A 16,603-nucleotide genomic window follows, 5' to 3' on the forward strand; every position below is an offset into this window, starting at 1 on the left:
GACAAAGTCTGGCAAACCAAGGATATCGAGGCTCTGGTGAAAGTAGGAAAAGGGGAGCCTTTTGAAATTCAGAAAGAAGGTAAGGCTGAGAAAGTTTTAGCATCAGAAGAGGGATTGATTACCGCAGAATATACGAGTCCGCTGGGTGCTCATGCTCAAATAGAGCCAAACGGTGCCGTGGCTTTTGTAGAGAAAGATAAAGCTACCGTGATGATTTCAACCCAAGTGGTCGGAATTACCAGAAAAGAGGTGGCAAAAAGACTGGGCTTGAAAGAGGAGCAGGTGGAAATAAAACCAACCTATTTGGGTGGCGGTTTTGGTAGAAGGCTGCATACGCCAAATGCCATTCAGGCGGCGGTGCTTTCAAAGGCCGTTGGTAAACCTGTCAAATGCTTTTTTAATAGAAAAGAAGAGTTCCAAAACGATACTTTCAGACCGCCAACACATCATGTCTTAAAAGCTAAACTTACGGCAGATGGTAAAATAGAGGCTTTAGAACATAATGTTTCTAGTGGTGATGTGGCTTTTGGCTCTGCCATAGTGCCGCATATTGCCAATGTAGCTTTGGGTGCAGACCTCGGTGCATGGCGTGGTGGCATGATTCAATACAGCGGTATTCCTAACTATCGTGCTATTTCTTGGCGAGTAAAATTACCTTTTGCCACCAGTTGGTGGAGAAGTTTGGGGCTCTTGGCCAATACTTTTTCTATAGAAAGCTTTATGGACGAACTTGCCGTAAAAGCAGACAAAGATCCCATACAGTTTAGGCTAGACCAAATAGGTGACGATACCGCAGGTAAACGACTAAAATCGGTCATAGAAGCGGCCAGAGATAGGGTGAACTGGAATAATATGACATTAGCAGAAGGTAGGGCAGTGGGTTTTGCCTGCTGCACAGATGCCAACACACCAGTGGCTCAGATAGCGGAGGTTTCTATCTTAGACGGTGAAATAAAAGTGCATAAGGTAACCTGCGTGATAGACGTAGGGTTGGCCGTAAATCCAGACCAGATTAGAGCTCAGTGCGAAGGTGCCATTATTATGGGAATGAGTGCGGCTATGTTTGAAAAAATGGAAGTGACTGATGGGCAACTAAGTCCTACCATTTACGGGCCATATCAAATGGCCATGATGCGTCACGCTCCCAAAGAAATAGATGTGATGATACTAGAAAATTCCAATGCTCCAGGAGCAGTAGGCGAACCACCTTTAGGCCCCATAGCCGCCGCCATAGCAAATGCTACTTTCAGATTAACTGGTAAAAGAATGCGGGATATGCCGTTTGTTTTGGGGTAGAGGGGGCGAAAAAAAATAGTTATTTAAGGTGAAAAGAAATTAAGATTAAGTCATTCTTCTTGCGAACTTAATTTGGTTTTACGTATTCGTAAAATCAAGAAGTATAACTTTGGCTTGGGTGTTTGAAGAATTCGCGAAAAACTGATTTTGATTTTTGAGAAAAGAAGAATTAGAATTTAGCTAAACAAAATTGGGATGTATATTTATGATAAGAAAGTGCTAGACCGTCTTTAATATTAATAATCAAACATTACCAAATGGATATTATAAGTTTCGAAAATAAAAACTACCCAATTAGAGATATTAACATGCCTTTTGGAGGGAGAATAATTAGTGTCGTTGAACTTAATGATGTTTTAATGAAAGAAGATGGTAGCTATTCTTCAAATGAAGCTAGACTTATTGATGAGCAGATATTTTATTTTGTTGATAATGAGGATTTAGCTTTAGATGAGGATGAATTAGCTCACAAAATTCTTTCTGAAATATGATACAATATCAGTTTTTCCCAAGGTCTCAAGGCATTACAGTAGAAATAAGGAAAGTGATTGATTGCTTTTTGGAAGTAAATGGTAAAATTGATAGTGATTTTAATGATCTAAAAAGTAATGCTGTCCTAAAAGAGTTATATAAGCCATTGACAAAAATTGGCTATGCGGTTGAGACGAGTAAAGCTAAAGATGACAAAATTGACGTACCGGTTTTATTTGGATTAGGTAATCAAATTGACAAGAGTTATAATGCTGATGCTTTAAGTGAAGATGGAAAGATTGTAATAGAAGTTGAGGCAGGGAGGGCTACTGAAAACAATCAATATATGAAAGATATTTTTCAGGCTTGTATGATGTTTGAAGTTGAATATCTAATCGTAGCTGTTAGGAACACATATAGAGGTCACAAAGATTTTAATATAGTTTATACTTTTCTTGAAACTCTTTATATCTCAAGTAGGTTGCATCTACCTCTAAAAGGAATATTATTGGTTGGTTACTAGAATGATGCAGTTAGAATATTAAATATACCCGAAAGAGAGGATTTTAATGGTAGGATTAAAATTCAGCATAGGAGTTCATTTATTCTCAAAGTATTTCTGACAGTCTTCAATCTGTATCAGCGATAATCCTCAATTGCTAAAAATTTAAGCAGAAAAATCGAAACTTAACAGCTAAGTTTGTAACCATGTATAATGTTGTATAAGTTGGTTATGAGTGATTACTATTCTATTTCTGAAGTTGCTGAAATTCTTGGCAAAAACACCGAAACTTTACGTCGTTGGGACAGAGAGGGCAAATTGACTGCCGCTCGTGAGCCAATGAGTAACTACAGGGTTTATAAAAAAGAGTCTTTGGAGCTATTCCCTGAGTTTAGAAATTATGTTAACGCAGGTAAGCGATTAGATAATTTTGAAGAAAGTGGGAGAAATTATTCTGTTTTAGAATTGTTTGCAGGAGCTGGTGGCTTGGCCATTGGTATGGAACAAGCAGGTCTTAAATGCGTAGCATTGAATGAGATTGACAAATGGGCCTGTCAAACCTTACGTCAAAACAGACCTAATTGGAATGTTTTAGAAGGAGATATTAAGAATTTTGATTTTAAAGATTTAGAAAATAAAGTTGATGTAGTAACGGGTGGTTTTCCTTGCCAAGCTTTTAGTTATGCAGGTAAAAAGCTAGGACTTGATGATGCCAGAGGTACTTTGTTTTATGAGTTTGCAAGGGTAGTTCAAGAAACTAAACCTGCAATATGCATTGGTGAAAATGTTCGTGGTTTACTTTCCCATGAAAAGGGAAAAACTTTAGAGGGTATGATTTCTATTTTAGATGAAATCGGATATAATGTAGTTAGTCCCGTAAGAGTTCTAAAGGCCATTCATTATAATGTTCCTCAAAAAAGAGAGCGTTTGATTTTGGTGGGCGTTAGGAAAGATATCGACCTAGAATATGCTTATCCGTTGCCTAGCGAGAAAATTTACAATTTAAGTGATGCTTTAAAGAAAGGTGAATTATATGATTCTGATGTGCCAGATTCTCCCGGTACAAAATACCCAGAGCACAAAAAGAAGATTCTTGATTTAATTCCTCAAAAAGGATATTGGAGAGATTTGCCGCTCGATTTGCAAAAGGAATACATGCAAAAGAGTTTCTATTTGGGTGGAGGGAAAACGGGTATGGCTAGGCGAATAGGTTGGGATGAACCTTGTTTGACTCTAACCTGTAGCCCTGCTCAAAAACAAACAGAAAGGTGTCATCCGGAAGAAACTAGGCCTTTTACTGTCAGGGAATATGCTAGAATTCAGACATTCCCAGATGAGTGGAAATTTGCAGGTGCTGTTTCTCAGCAATATAAACAAATAGGAAATGCAGTTCCATGCAACCTAGGGAAGGAAATTGGCTTTTCAATTATTAAGTTTTTGAATGCTTATTATGCTAGTGTGTCAAAGCCTTTATAAAATGCGAAATTTTCAAAGGTGATTTCATCTAGAATGGTTCTATTATTAAGTTTTGAACTTTCGGAGATTTCTTCTACTGCGGAACTACCCAATTTGTCTTTCTTCGATTTGGAAGAAAGGTACTCCTCAATCGCTTTTGGTAATATCTTATATAATTGAAATAATGCGTCCTCTTCACCAGATATTAAAGCATAGAACTGGTCGCCTGAAATTTTAAAAACTCTGCTGTGGCTATACTCTCTGCCGTTTATGTCACCAAACCATAGTTCATTTAGGCTTTTCTTAGCTAAAATTTGCACCCAATAACAATTAGATTTTTTGTATCTATCGGCATAATTAGCAAGTTTTTGGAAAAGGCTTTCCGCCGAACTGCTATTCATGGTATTGTGTTTGTTTTTAATATCTGCAAATAAAGTATCGTCCGATGCTCTTATATCAAAACCACTCTGATTACCTATTTCATATCCTTGAATTCCGCCTAGAATTTGCTCATGAAAAGTACCAATTGAATTATTGATGGATTTGTCTATTTGACGGTTTATCTCCGTTTTAATAAGCGTCTTTTCATCCATTTCATTAAACTTAGAATCAAAAGTCAGTTTGAAAGTGTCAATTTTATTGCTGTAAAATTTCTTCTTACTGATATTGAATTGTGCTCTCAGGTAAGAATTATGAAGGTTTTCGATGCATTTAAATAAATGTTCGTTTGTGATGTAGCTTAAATATTGTCCTGGCATTGGGTTCGGATTTAAAGATTGTTACAATATAGTATTTTTAGCTTGAACCGGGATTTGCTCATACTTTTTCTTACCCCAAACTAAACCCAAAACTCCCCAAATCACCCCATAGTATTTAATATTAGATGTGGAACACTTTTATAGTATGAGGCATGAGAGCATCAAGCTTTCTTGGGAGGCTTACGTGCTTTTGTAGTCATTTCCCCTTTTATTAAATCTGCAGAAAGAAGCCGCTCGGCTTCTTTTTTGTAGGCTTATTTTTTCAGGTCTTGTATCGTGATGTTTCTGTAAAACACTTCGGAGCCTTCTGCTTGAAGAAGGATTTGACCTTTGGTTAATGGCACCCACCTTTTAGTGCTTTCATCGTATCGCTGCATATTAATGGCCTCGTTTACCAGCTTTCCATTGATAAAAAATTTAGCATTATTACCATTTACGGTGACCATGACATTATTCCAGCCGGAGTGTTCCCAGGAGTTCATTCTAGATATACGGCTGTAGGTGTTTTTTTCGCCTTTGGTTATTAAAGTACCTTCTGGGCTATAGTTGTTTCCGTTGCCATCCACTTTAGAGCTGGCTCTAGCCTGTATTATCCATAAGTCACCGCTGTCGCCTTCCTGGATTTGACACTCTATGCCAGAGGGCCAGATAACTCGCTCACCAAATATATGAAATACCACTCCCGCGTCTCTTACTTCGTTTTCTCTTGGTGCAAATTTCTTCTCACCCCATTTGTATTCGAACTTTAAAACATAGTTTTCGTACTCCTTTTCTGTGATAATAGCGGCAAAAGGTTGCTTGCTGTCTGCCGTTTGGCTAGGGTATGCATGTATGGCTTTATCTTTTACGCCAAAGTAGTTTTGAGCGGGGGAGTTGTCTTGAGATATCATGTACCAGCCCTCCAAGTTTTTACCATTAAAGAGTGAGACTGTAGGTAAAACTTGAGCTTGACACAGTAAAGAGGATGCTATAAGCAGTATTGATAGGAATTTCATTTGGGTTACATTTTTTTCTAGCCAACAATGTACAAAAAAATGGAATTATCCCTCCAGTTTTAAGTCTGGCTTTTTGATATGATAAATGATGCCGAAAAGAGAAATGACCGCCGTAATAAATGAGAAAAGAAAACCAACAGTAACGGCTAATGTGCTATCAAAAGCAAAGAATACCGCAGCTTGATAAAAAATAAGCTCTCTAATGCCAATGCCCGAAAAAGAAAAGATAGACAGTGCTGAAGAAACTAAAAACACTACCGCGTAAACAATGCTGTCGCTTGGTTCCGAAATGCTGTAAAGTAAAGCTATCAAACTGAAAACCTGTAAACCCTGAATCAAAAGAGAAAGAAGAAGGGGGCGTATAAGTATTGTCTTAAAAGAAGGGAAAAACTGTTTAACAATAAGATAAAAGCTTACTAAGCCCACAGGAACAGCTGCTATCAATAAGGTGGTGAATGGCAGGGTTTGAAACAAAGGCAAACCTATGGCCAAGAGACAAGTCAGAACACCAATGGCGGCCAAGCCCGTAAGACGGTCAATAAAGAGTACGGCAGTAAGTTTTTTCGCAGACCAATCAAACTTCTTATGCATGGCATACACCTTGTAGGCATCGCCACCTATGCCACCCGGAATAAAGAAATTATAAAACATACCGAGCAAATACAGAGCGTAGTTGCTGGCTTTAGAGATATTGAAGGTGTTTTTTGAAAGTAGATAACGAAGTCTTTCGGCTGAAATCCACTGAGAAACAAACAATAATACTCCCGCCAAAAGTAACGGAAGTATTTGTGCATCTGCTAGAACAGATTTTATTTTTTCGAACTCAATTTTGGTGAATACCACATAAAGTAACACCACCGTAAATAGAATCTTAAGAGCCGTTATGAGCGTTTTCTTATTCAAAAGTGGAGACTTTTCTAATGTTATAAGGCTTTTTGTCCTGCGACTCGTAATAGGTTTTCATCAGTAAATCTGACACAATACCGATTGTGAAAAACTGTATACCTACCAACACTAAAAGCACTCCAAGAATAAGTAGCGGACGGGTACCAATGTCTTCTCCAGATAGTTTCACTATTAAAAGATAAAGGTTTATCAATGCACCAATACCAAAGAAGGTCATCCCTAGATTCCCGAAAAAATGCAGTGGTTTCTGCATGTATTTCTGTTGGAAAAGAATCAAAAGGACGTCATTAATAACTTTAAATGTTCTGCCTAATCCGTATTTAGAAACCCCAAACTGGCGAGCATGATGTTTTACAGGCACTTCTGTAATTCTGGCCCCATCTATATGAGCATTTAAGGCTATGAAACGATGAAGCTCTCCATAAAGCGGAATGTTTTTAGCCGTTTCGGCCGTCATTACTTTTAAGGCACAGCCGGCATCCGTAATATGGAACTTGGTGGCTTTTCTGATGATGTAATTGGCAATCTTACTGGGTAGTGTTCTCAGGAAATTATCCTTTCTTTTTTGCCTTTGACCTGTCACCATATCCCATTCTTCTTTTATGGCTAGTTTCAGCATCATGGTAATATCCGAAGGGTCGTTTTGCATGTCGCCATCCATCGTGATGACGTAATCTCCTGTGGCGTAGTCTATTCCTGCGGCCAATGCAGAGCTTTGTCCATAGTTCCTTTTAAGTTCTATCAGCACCACATTTGGATTTTTGAAGCCTTTTATTTCTTCTCTAGTCCCGTCGGTTGAGTAGTCGTCTACAAAGATGATTTCGTATGCGTAGTCTTTTAATTCTTTACCTATGGCATCGCACAGTAAGGCGTTATTTCCTTCTTCGTTAAAAACGGGGATTACTATGGATAGTTTCGGAGATTTATTCATGAAAATATGTTCTTGGCGGGCTATAGATGCTCTTTTTAATATTTAATTTTACCGTCGAATAAGAAAATAATTAGCACTCAAATTCATCTCAATTTTTGGTCTTTTAAGACTTTATCCTATGAATAGTATTATTTCCAAAGACGATTATAATCTGTTGTACTTTTTGCTGGCTGCCGTATATCTGGTTGGTTTGTTTATTCCCCTGATGGAGAATGACTCTGCCCAGCATGCTACAATGGCCATGCAAATATACCTAGATAATGATTTTCTACACCTCTTTAAGGGAGGTATTCCTTATCTAGACAAGCCGCATATGCACTTTTGGCTGTCTGCAATTTCCTTTAAAGTATTTGGTATTTCACATATTGCTTATCGTTTGCCGGCCATTTTATTTACGGGTATTGGGGCTTATTCATGTTATAAATTGGCCAAAGAGTTCTACGGGGAAATAGCAGCCCAAATTGCTCCTTTAGTTTTTCTGTCTTCATATGCCATTATTTTGGCCAATCATGACGTCCGTACAGATGCTGTTTTAACAGGTGCGTCTATTTGGAGTGTATGGCAGTTGGTAAGATACATTCATACTTCAAAGCTGAGGTATTTGGTGGTTGGAGCTCTAGCGGCAGCCATTGCATTTTCATGCAAAGGGCATCTCAGTGTTTTTATTACGGGTGTGGTTTTACTGGCCTATATGGCTTACGCCAGAAGGTGGTCAGCCTTTTTTAGCTGGAAATCGCTTTTAGGCTTAGTGGTTTTTGGCTTGGGCATTTTGCCCGTGGTTTACGCCTATTTTGTGCAGTATGATTTACATCCAGAGCTAGTGATAGAAGGTCAAACGAATGTTTCTGGCGTGAAATTTATTCTCTGGGACCAAAACTTTAATAGGCTTACCGCCAAAGGTTTTGGTGAAAACAATCCCGATTATCTGTTCTTTTTCCATAACCTACTTTGGGCTTTTATCCCTTGGTCTTTTATCGTTTACTTGGCCTTTTTTGACAGAATAAAATCACTGGTCAAAAACAATTTTAAGTATGTCAAAGGTTTGGAGATTTTGACTTCTGTAGGTGCCATTTTAGTTTTATTTGTTATTAGTACCTCTAAGTTTAAGTTGCCACATTATCTGAATAGTTTGTTACCTATTTTGTCTGTTTTGGTAGCAGGTTTTATCATCAACTTGAAAGACAGGAATAGCCTTAAAACATTGAAGGTTATTTTGATAGTACAGTATGTCTCTTTAACACTCATAGCGGGCGGTATTTTTTACCTGACCTTTTGGGCCTTTGGATTGCCATCACCTATTCTCTTGGGAGCATATGGCTTTTTGATAGTGGTATTGGGCTTCATTATTAAAGAGAAAATGGAACTTTGGCGTAAGATAGTTTTCGTGTCGGTTTCTTTTATGGCTATCATAAATTTCTGCCTGAGTACGCATTATTATCCTAATATCATGCCTTTTCAAGCAGGTAATGAAGCGGCCAAAGTGATTAAAGAAGAGGCTATTCCTACGAAGGATATTTTTCTACTTTTTGGAAGATACAGTTGGTCTTTAGATTTTTATACCCAAAGAAATACGCCAAGAATAGCCTTAGAAGATGTTAAGGAAAAAGTGAAGCCGGGACAGTGGCTTTTTTTCTATGACGATGATTTAGAAGCTGTGCAAAATGCGGGAATTAAATGGAATAAGAAATTTCACTTCAAACACTTTGGCGTCTCTAAGCCCCGCTTAGATTTTCTAAATCCCAACACGAGAGCTTCTGTTTTAGAAACCGCTTACTTAGTTCAGGTGAAATGAGGAATTATGCGTTGTAGTTTTTAAACCAGTTGGCAAAATGCTTTACGCCATCTTTAAGGGAGGTGTTAGGGGTATATTCAATGGCTTTTCGCAGGCTCTCAATATCGGCATAAGTTCTTTTTACATCACCCGGCTGCATTGGCAACATTTCTTTAATGCTTTCTATTTCCAGATTAGATTCCAATGCCTCAATGAAATCCATCAGTTTGATAGGCGTGCTATTGCCAATATTATGCAGGGCATACGGAGCTCCCGGGCCTTGAGGAGCATTTATGCAAAGCCTAGAAATACCTTCAACGATGTCGTCCACATAGGTGAAATCACGCTCCATGTCTCCATTATTGAAAACTTTGATGGCACGTTTATTCATCATAGCGTCTGCAAATAGGGAAGGGGCCATGTCTGGTCTACCCCATGGGCCATAAACCGTGAAAAATCTCAAACCTGTAGTTGGGATTTGATACAAATGGCTATAAGTGTGAGCCATAAGTTCATTACTCTTTTTGGTAGCCGCGTAAATACTTACGGGATGGTCTACTTTGTCGTCTACCGAAAACGGAATCTTTGCATTGTTTCCATAAACAGAAGAGCTAGATGCATATATTAAATGATGAACAGGATACTTTTTAACCGTTTCTAGGATATTTAAGAAGCCATCAACATTATTTTTAATATATGTTTTAGGATTGTCAATACTGTTTCTTACACCCGTTTGGGCAGCAAGATTAATGACAACGTCAAATTGCTCTGAGGCAAAAAGCTCCTCTAAGGCCTCAGTATCTAGTAGGTCTGCTTTTATAAATCTATAGTTATCAAAAACGGTAGAAGCTATTAATGATTTTTCGGGCATTTCAGCATTTGCGGCTATCCCATTATCTACCAGTCTATCGTATTTTAGCTGCTGCGAATAGTAGTTATTGATATTGTCAAAACCTACTACTACATGTCCTTCGCCTATTAGTTTTTTAATAAGATGAAGTCCTATAAAACCGGCCGCTCCTGTAACTAGAATTTTCATTTTTATGAATCACTTGTTCCATAAAATCCCTTTTAACGGAAAAAGGTTCGTATTTTGTACTTATTCTTTATTGAAGGATTCTTTAAAAGGCACAAGACGTTTTTATAGGATTTTATTAATGTTTAGTACGTGAGTGCATATTCTATTACAGATGACATATCGTTGTCTTGTCTGTTGATAATTACTTTACTTACACGATTTTCTTTATCAAATTCATATGTGAAAAGTAAGATATAATCATATCCTAAACTAGAGTCATGAAAAATCGCCGTTTTGATAAGGTTAGTACTGAAGTTTCCTAAATACTTGTCTCTAAAAGACCAGTGGAAAGTTAAAGGAGATAAGACCTCTTGGCGTATGGTATTCGGTAGGTCTGTATAGTCGTATTCTGCGGTGAGATCACCGTTTCTATAAAACATTAGATCTCCTTCGCTCGAATAATCTTTCTTGAGAGAATTAATTTCTGTGGTTCTAACGAAGTAATTATTCTTAAAATAGTATTTGTATTGATTTGTAAGGCCTTGGATTTCTTTTGCTATTCCCTCATTGCTCAAGTAGATTATTTTTTTGTTCCCATTATCAAGTACAGAAACTTGGTCTGTCTTATAATTGTAGGCATAAAGCGTATCGGTGTTTCTAACTACACTTTTTAATCTATTATTATCGTCGTAAGATAAATATAAAAGATATTTGGCGGAGGCTTTATTATCTGGTGTTAGTGTTACATCCATCTGAGTAATGGAATTTTGCTCTATTTCTGTGGCTGTGATTTCGGGAAGCAAGTCAACTTCTTCTTGAATCGTATCTACTACATCGACGCCAGATATGGGTTCGGTTCCCTCGTCTTTTTTACATGAGAATATTGTTAAGCTTAGAAGCAGAAAAAGAATGCTAGTGTTTTTCATAGTGTTGAGATAGTTTTTCATTTTAACGCCTATAGACTTTAAAATATTTCTTCTGGCTCAATATTTATACATGCCCTTCAATCTTCCAGATAATCTAAATCTTTATGAAAAGTCTCAGGAAGGGCATAATTGGCATAAATAGCTAATGAGAAACACAGTACCCCCGTAATGATGGCGGCTTGAATAATGGTAAATCCGTTTATAGCACCAATAAGGCCATATAACATACTGATAGGGATAGCGGCTCCTCTCACAAAATTAGGAATGGTGGTGGCTACGGTAGATCTTATGTTAGTGCCAAACTGTTCTGCTCCCATGGTAATCATCACTATCCAGTAACCTGTAGAAATACCCATTAAAATACAGACGGTGTAAAAGGTGTAAGCCGACTGCCCATGGAGGTTGAGATAGACCAAAGAAATTATCAAACTGCATACTTGAAAGATACCTATGGCCTTTTTTCTGCTTTGGAGTTTTTGACTTACTACGCCACAAAGCACATCGCCAAAAGCTAAACCGAGGTATATAAATGCCACTGCTTTTCCTGTGGTTATTTCTCCTTTAATGCCCAATTCTTCTGCCAATGACGGTGCCATCTGCATTAAAATAGTGACCACGAAAAATACTGGAATACCCACAAGCAAACTTAAAAGGTAGATTTTTCGGCTTTTAGGATTTTTAATGAGTTTTAGAATATTACCTCTTTCTTTTTTGCTTTCGCTGGCATGAAGAAACATGTCTGACTCATAAGTACCGATGCGTAAAAGTAGAAGAAGAATACCGAGTGCTCCGCCAATAAAAAAAGCATAACGCCAATAGAAGGCATCGCCAATGAGGCCAGCCACTACGGCTCCTAAAACACCTGTAGCGGCTAATATGGAAGTGCCATAGCCCCGAATTTTCTGTGGCATAGTTTCTGCCACAATGGTGACGCCTACGCCTAATTCGCCCGCCAAGCCAACTCCAGCTAAAAACCGAAGAGCGGAGTAAGAATAAATATCAGAGATGAATCCATTAATGATATTACAAACAGAGTATAAAATGATGGAAGCAAAGAGCACCGAAAGGCGTCCTTTTTTGTCACCAAGAACACCGAATACAACTCCTCCTATGAGTAAACCAACCATTTGAATGTCAAACAATAATAATCTCATATGGTCTAGAGATGCTCCAGAGTAACCCATTTCTGCTAAACTACTCTTACCGATTACCACAAAAAGTACTAAGTCGAAGGTGTCAACAAAATAACCTAAAGAGGCTACTAAAAGAAGTAGCCAAGTTGATTTTTTCATGCGTTAAAGTCTTCGGCAAGAATAGCGTACATATAGTTATCTGACCAACCAGATTTCAAGGGTAATACCTTTCTTTTTCTTCCTTCTTGCTGCATGTTGAGTTTTTCTAGGACTCTAATGGAAGCTATATTTTCTACGGCTACGCCTGCTTCTACTCTGTGTAGCTTCAGTTTACTAAAGCCAAAACTTAAAATGCTCTCCAAAGCTTCGCTAGCAAAACCTTGACCCCAAAAATCTGGATGAAGTTTATACCATACTTCTGCTTTTTGCTGCTTTTTTGAACCAGAAGAAACCAAAGCAATTAGGCCTATGAACTGATTGGTTTTAGTCAGCTCAATGGAGAAGGTGTAATTTTCAATGCTGTCTTTACTGTTTTCCGAGATCCATGGTTTTATGGTACCCTCGGTTTCTTTAATGTCTTTAGGTATTCCTAGTGTATTAAAATGGTCTACTTCCGGTCTGGCGAGTAGCTTATGAATAGGTTCTAGGTCACAGTTGTCTACCAGTTTCAGGGTTACCCTTTCACTGAAAATGTTCATTTGTCCTTTATTAATCACGAGAGCTTACCTAGTTTAAATTGTTCAGCGGCATAATTGGCGGCCCTAGCCGTCAAAGCCATATAAGTTAAAGATGGGTTTACACAGGAAGATGAAGTCATGGCTGCTCCATCTGTTACAAAAACGTTCTCCGCACCCCACACCTGATTCCATTTGTTGAGTACCGAAGTTTTAGGATCTCTTCCCATTCTTGCAGTACCCATTTCATGGATTCCTACACCTGGGCTTTTTTCTTTGTCATTGTTTCCTACCACATCCTTTAGTCCTGCGGCTTCTAACATATCTACTGCCTCTTTCATGATGGTTTCACGCATAAGGATTTCGTTTTTACCCCACCCGGCATCAAATTCAATTTGCGGCAAACCGTTTTTGTCTTTTTTATCTGAAATTGTCATGCGATTATTTGGGTCAGGAAGTGTCTCTCCAAATCCCCATAAACTGACATTCCAAGATCCTGGTAGGCTCATGTTGTCCTTAAACGCAGCTCCAAATGTGGCAGCATTTTCTGGGTATTGCCCTTTTCCTCGCGTTGCTTGCCCTTGGAAGCCAAAGCCTCTAAGAAATTCTCTTTTGTCGTTACCCCAGTTGGCAAATCTTGGAATATATATGCCATTTGGTCTACGTCCATAATAGTAACGGTCTTCCATGCCTTCAAACCTTCCAGTAGCTCCTACAGCCAAATGGTGGTCCATTATGTTTCGGCCTAATTGGTCGCTATCATTTCCTAAACCATTGACATGTTTGGAAGATTTAGACTGCATCATTATCCAAGCAGAATTCATGGCAGAGGCATTTAGGAAAATGATTTTGGCAAAATACTCGACCTCTTCATTTGTTTTTTCATCAATGGCTTTTACGCCAATAACTTTATCTGTCTCCTTGTCGAAAATGGTTTGGTAAACTATTTTGTTGTTGATTACAGTAAGGTTTTCGGTTCTCTTAGCTGCAGGTAAAGTGGCCGATTGGGTACTGAAATAAGCACCATAAGGACAGCCTCTTTGACATAGGTTTCTGTTTTGGCAAGTACCACGACCTAGAGCTAATTGTTCTTCTGTTGGATTGGTCAAATGTGCGGCTCTGCCTATAAAAAGGTGTCTGTTTTTAAAGTTAGACTCTATCCCTTTTTTAACTTCTTTTTCTACGCAGTTGAGCTCCATGGGCGTTTGGAAAATGCCATCTGGAAGAACATCTAAACCTTCTCTGCTGCCACTAACTCCCGCAAAACGCTCTACATAATCATACCATGGTGCCAAATCTTCATACCTTATGGGCCAGTCTACGCCATGTCCATCTTCTAAGTTAGCCTCAAAATCTCTTTTATTCCATCTGTAGCTTTGTTTACCCCAAGTTAAAGATCTGCCGCCAGTTTGGTATCCTCTTACCCAGTCAAACCTTCTTTTTTCAGCAAACGGGTAATCTACGTCTTTTACAAAATGTGGAAGTATATCTTCAGCATTGGCAAAGCCCGCTCTAGCTCCAGCGTAATATTCCTCTTTTTCCTTATTCGTTAATTGACCTCTATGTGGGAAATCCCAAGGGTCCTTCATGGCATTTTCATAACCAGTAACATGCTCAATATGTCTGCCCCGTTCTATCATGAGTACTTTGAGGCCTTTTTCTGTCAATTCCTTGGCTGCCCATCCTCCAGATACTCCTGAGCCTACTACAATGGCGTCAAAAGTTACGTTTTCTTTAGCTTTTCCTTGTATATACATGCTATGGGTAGAATATGTTTTTTATTAAATACGGGTGAATGAAAAGGTTTGTAGGATAGCTCTTGAAAATCAAGAGCTAATGTCCTTAGTGTTTATTCAAAACATGACATGTTTATAGGTTATTATATCAATGAGGCGGAATAATTATAGATTGCCTAGTTTAAATTGTTCGGCGGCATAATTCGCAGCTCTTGCTGTTAAAGCCATATAAGTTAGGGATGGGTTTACACAGGAAGAAGATGTCATGGCTGCTCCATCCGTTACAAATACATTTTCTGCTCCCCACACTTGATTCCATTTGTTTAATACAGATGTTTTTGGGTCACGACCCATTCTGGCTGTACCCATTTCATGTATTCCTACTCCCGGACTTTTCTCCATCTCATTATATCCTACCACTTCTTCTAAGCCAGCTGCTTCTAACATATCTATGGCTTCTTTCATGATGGTTTCTCTCATTTGGAGCTCGTTTTGACCCCAAGCCGCATCAAATTCAATTTGAGGTAACCCGTTTTTGTCTTTTTTGTCAGCTAATCTTATTCTGTTATTAGGGTCTGGCAAGGTTTCTCCAAAGCCTCTCATACTAAATGACCAAGGTCCAGGTAAGCTCATTTTTTCCTTGAAATCAGCACCAAAACTGGCATCGTTTAGGCCTGGGTCTCCTTGAGCTCGGCTGGCTCCACCTTGATAGCCAAAACCTCTTAAGAATTCTCTTTTGTCATCCCCCCAATTGGCAAATCTCGGAATGTATATACCGTTAGGCCTGCGGCCATAATAATATTTGTCTTCATGACCTGGATAGTGACCTCTTGCACCTGCATTTAGGTGATGGTCCATAATATTACGACCTAATTGGTCGCTTTCATTTCCCAGTCCATTTGGATGTTTTGAGGAGGTCGACTGCATCATTATCCACGCTGAATTCATGGCTGAGGCATTGATGAAGATGATTTTGGCAAAATATTCTATTTCTTCATTGGTCTTCTCATCAATGGCTTTTACGCCAATAACCTTATCGGTTTCCTTGTCAAAAATGGTTTGATAAACTATCTTATCATTGACCACCGTAAGATTTTCTGTTTTTTTGGCGGCAGGCAATGTGGCAGCTTGTGTACTGAAGTAAGCACCGTAAGGGCACCCTCTTTTACAGAGGTTTCTGTTTTGACAAGTACCACGTCCAAGAGCTAATTGTTCTTCTGTTGGGTTTGTCAAATGTGCAGCTCTTCCAATAAAAAGGTGTCTGTTTTTAAAATTTGATTCTATTCCTTTTTTGACTTCTTTTTCTACGCAGTTGAGTTCCATGGGTGTTTGGAATATACCATCAGGCAATACGTCTAGCCCTTCCATACTTCCACTTATACCCGCAAAACGTTCTACATGATCATACCAAGGAGCCAAATCTTCATATCTGATGGGCCAGTCTACGCCATGACCATCTTCTAAATTAGCCTCAAAATCCCTTTTATTCCATCGGTAGCTTTGCTTTCCCCAAGTTAGGGAGCGGCCACCCGTTTGATATCCACGTACCCAGTCAAATCTTTTTCGCTCCGCAAAAGGATAATCTACATCCTTTACGAAATGTGGAAGTATGTCTTGAGCATTGGCAAAGCCAGCTCTCGATCCTGAGTAATATTCTTTTTTTTCTTTGTTGGAAAGTTGGCCTCTGTATTCAAAGTCCCAAGGGTTTTTCATGGCATTTTCATAGCCACTTACGTGCTCAATGTGTCTGCCGCGTTCTATCATGAGCACTTTAAGACCTTTTTCGGTCAATTCTTTGGCAGCCCAACCTCCTGATATTCCAGATCCCACCACTATGGCGTCAAAAGTCAATGCTTCTTTGGCCTTTCCTTGTATGTACATTATTTAATAGGTTTTCTAATTACGTAAAGAGCTTGCTAATTTGATCAATAAAATCCACAAAGAAAAACCGTAAGAATATGAAAAAAGATATCTTTTATAGAGACCTTCCGATAATGTAGCCTTATTGACATATTAGGAAGGTCTTCGGTC

General features: G+C 38.7%; 15 protein-coding genes. 5 read left to right on the plus strand and 10 right to left on the minus strand.

The window, feature by feature from the left end; translation table 11 throughout:
• The 4 genes from ACTBZY_RS23175 to dcm form a co-directional block, all read left to right on the plus strand.
• A partial coding sequence (locus ACTBZY_RS23175; RefSeq protein ID WP_463048779.1) for a xanthine dehydrogenase family protein molybdopterin-binding subunit occupies window positions 1-1,296 on the plus strand: 1,296 nt, incomplete at its 5' end.
• A gap of 257 nt (window positions 1,297-1,553) precedes the next feature.
• Complete coding sequence (locus ACTBZY_RS23180) at window positions 1,554-1,787, plus strand: hypothetical protein (protein ID WP_463048780.1); 234 nt, start codon at window positions 1,554-1,556, stop codon at window positions 1,785-1,787.
• Complete coding sequence (locus ACTBZY_RS23185; RefSeq protein ID WP_463048781.1) at window positions 1,784-2,290, plus strand: hypothetical protein; 507 nt, start codon at window positions 1,784-1,786, stop codon at window positions 2,288-2,290. Before ACTBZY_RS23180 ends, ACTBZY_RS23185 begins: the two co-directional genes overlap by 4 nt.
• A 210-nt stretch (window positions 2,291-2,500) precedes the next feature.
• On the plus strand, window positions 2,501-3,745 hold the full coding sequence (gene dcm / locus ACTBZY_RS23190; protein ID WP_463048782.1) for a DNA (cytosine-5-)-methyltransferase: 1,245 nt from the start codon (window positions 2,501-2,503) through the stop codon (window positions 3,743-3,745).
• Here the strand turns inward: dcm and ACTBZY_RS23195 are convergent.
• The 4 genes from ACTBZY_RS23195 to ACTBZY_RS23210 form a co-directional block, all read right to left on the minus strand.
• A complete protein-coding gene (locus ACTBZY_RS23195) occupies window positions 3,718-4,482 on the minus strand; it encodes an Eco47II family restriction endonuclease (protein WP_463048783.1) in 765 nt (254 codons plus the stop codon). The two genes, dcm and ACTBZY_RS23195, sit on opposite strands and share 28 nt — an antisense overlap.
• Window positions 4,483-4,736: 254 nt before the next feature.
• Window positions 4,737-5,477 (minus strand): 3-keto-disaccharide hydrolase, encoded by a 741-nt coding sequence (locus ACTBZY_RS23200; RefSeq protein WP_463048784.1) that lies wholly within the window; start codon window positions 5,475-5,477, stop codon window positions 4,737-4,739.
• 45 nt (window positions 5,478-5,522) lie between these two features.
• A complete protein-coding gene (locus ACTBZY_RS23205; RefSeq protein WP_463048785.1) occupies window positions 5,523-6,380 on the minus strand; it encodes a lysylphosphatidylglycerol synthase transmembrane domain-containing protein in 858 nt (285 codons plus the stop codon).
• The gene (locus ACTBZY_RS23210; RefSeq protein WP_463048786.1) at window positions 6,373-7,314 is read right to left on the minus strand and encodes a glycosyltransferase family 2 protein; all 942 of its coding nucleotides are present in this window, start codon (window positions 7,312-7,314) and stop codon (window positions 6,373-6,375) included. The genes ACTBZY_RS23205 and ACTBZY_RS23210 overlap by 8 nt, the downstream gene beginning before the upstream one ends.
• Window positions 7,315-7,432: 118 nt before the next feature.
• Here ACTBZY_RS23210 and ACTBZY_RS23215 point away from each other — a divergent pair, with 118 nt between their 5' ends.
• The gene (locus ACTBZY_RS23215) at window positions 7,433-9,106 is read left to right on the plus strand and encodes a glycosyltransferase family 39 protein (RefSeq protein ID WP_463048787.1); all 1,674 of its coding nucleotides are present in this window, start codon (window positions 7,433-7,435) and stop codon (window positions 9,104-9,106) included.
• Window positions 9,107-9,110: 4 nt separating this feature from the next.
• On the opposite strand, the gene ACTBZY_RS23220 is transcribed toward ACTBZY_RS23215, so the two are convergent.
• The 6 genes from ACTBZY_RS23220 to ACTBZY_RS23245 all read right to left on the minus strand — a co-directional run bounded on the left by ACTBZY_RS23220 (window position 9,111) and on the right by ACTBZY_RS23245 (window position 16,453).
• On the minus strand, window positions 9,111-10,124 hold the full coding sequence (locus tag ACTBZY_RS23220) for an NAD-dependent epimerase/dehydratase family protein (protein WP_463048788.1): 1,014 nt from the start codon (window positions 10,122-10,124) through the stop codon (window positions 9,111-9,113).
• Between the two features lie 122 nt (window positions 10,125-10,246).
• A complete protein-coding gene (locus ACTBZY_RS23225; protein ID WP_463048789.1) occupies window positions 10,247-11,029 on the minus strand; it encodes a hypothetical protein in 783 nt (260 codons plus the stop codon).
• Between the two features lie 77 nt (window positions 11,030-11,106).
• The gene (locus tag ACTBZY_RS23230; RefSeq protein WP_463048790.1) at window positions 11,107-12,321 is read right to left on the minus strand and encodes an MFS transporter; all 1,215 of its coding nucleotides are present in this window, start codon (window positions 12,319-12,321) and stop codon (window positions 11,107-11,109) included.
• Window positions 12,318-12,860 (minus strand): GNAT family N-acetyltransferase, encoded by a 543-nt coding sequence (locus ACTBZY_RS23235; protein WP_463048791.1) that lies wholly within the window; start codon window positions 12,858-12,860, stop codon window positions 12,318-12,320. Before ACTBZY_RS23235 ends, ACTBZY_RS23230 begins: the two co-directional genes overlap by 4 nt.
• A gap of 14 nt (window positions 12,861-12,874) precedes the next feature.
• The gene (locus ACTBZY_RS23240) at window positions 12,875-14,593 is read right to left on the minus strand and encodes a GMC oxidoreductase (RefSeq protein WP_463048792.1); all 1,719 of its coding nucleotides are present in this window, start codon (window positions 14,591-14,593) and stop codon (window positions 12,875-12,877) included.
• 144 nt (window positions 14,594-14,737) lie between these two features.
• On the minus strand, window positions 14,738-16,453 hold the full coding sequence (locus tag ACTBZY_RS23245; protein ID WP_463048793.1) for an FAD-dependent oxidoreductase: 1,716 nt from the start codon (window positions 16,451-16,453) through the stop codon (window positions 14,738-14,740).
• Window positions 16,454-16,603 lie beyond the last annotated feature (150 nt).

It is taken from the genome of Arcticibacterium sp., from assembly GCF_055134445.1.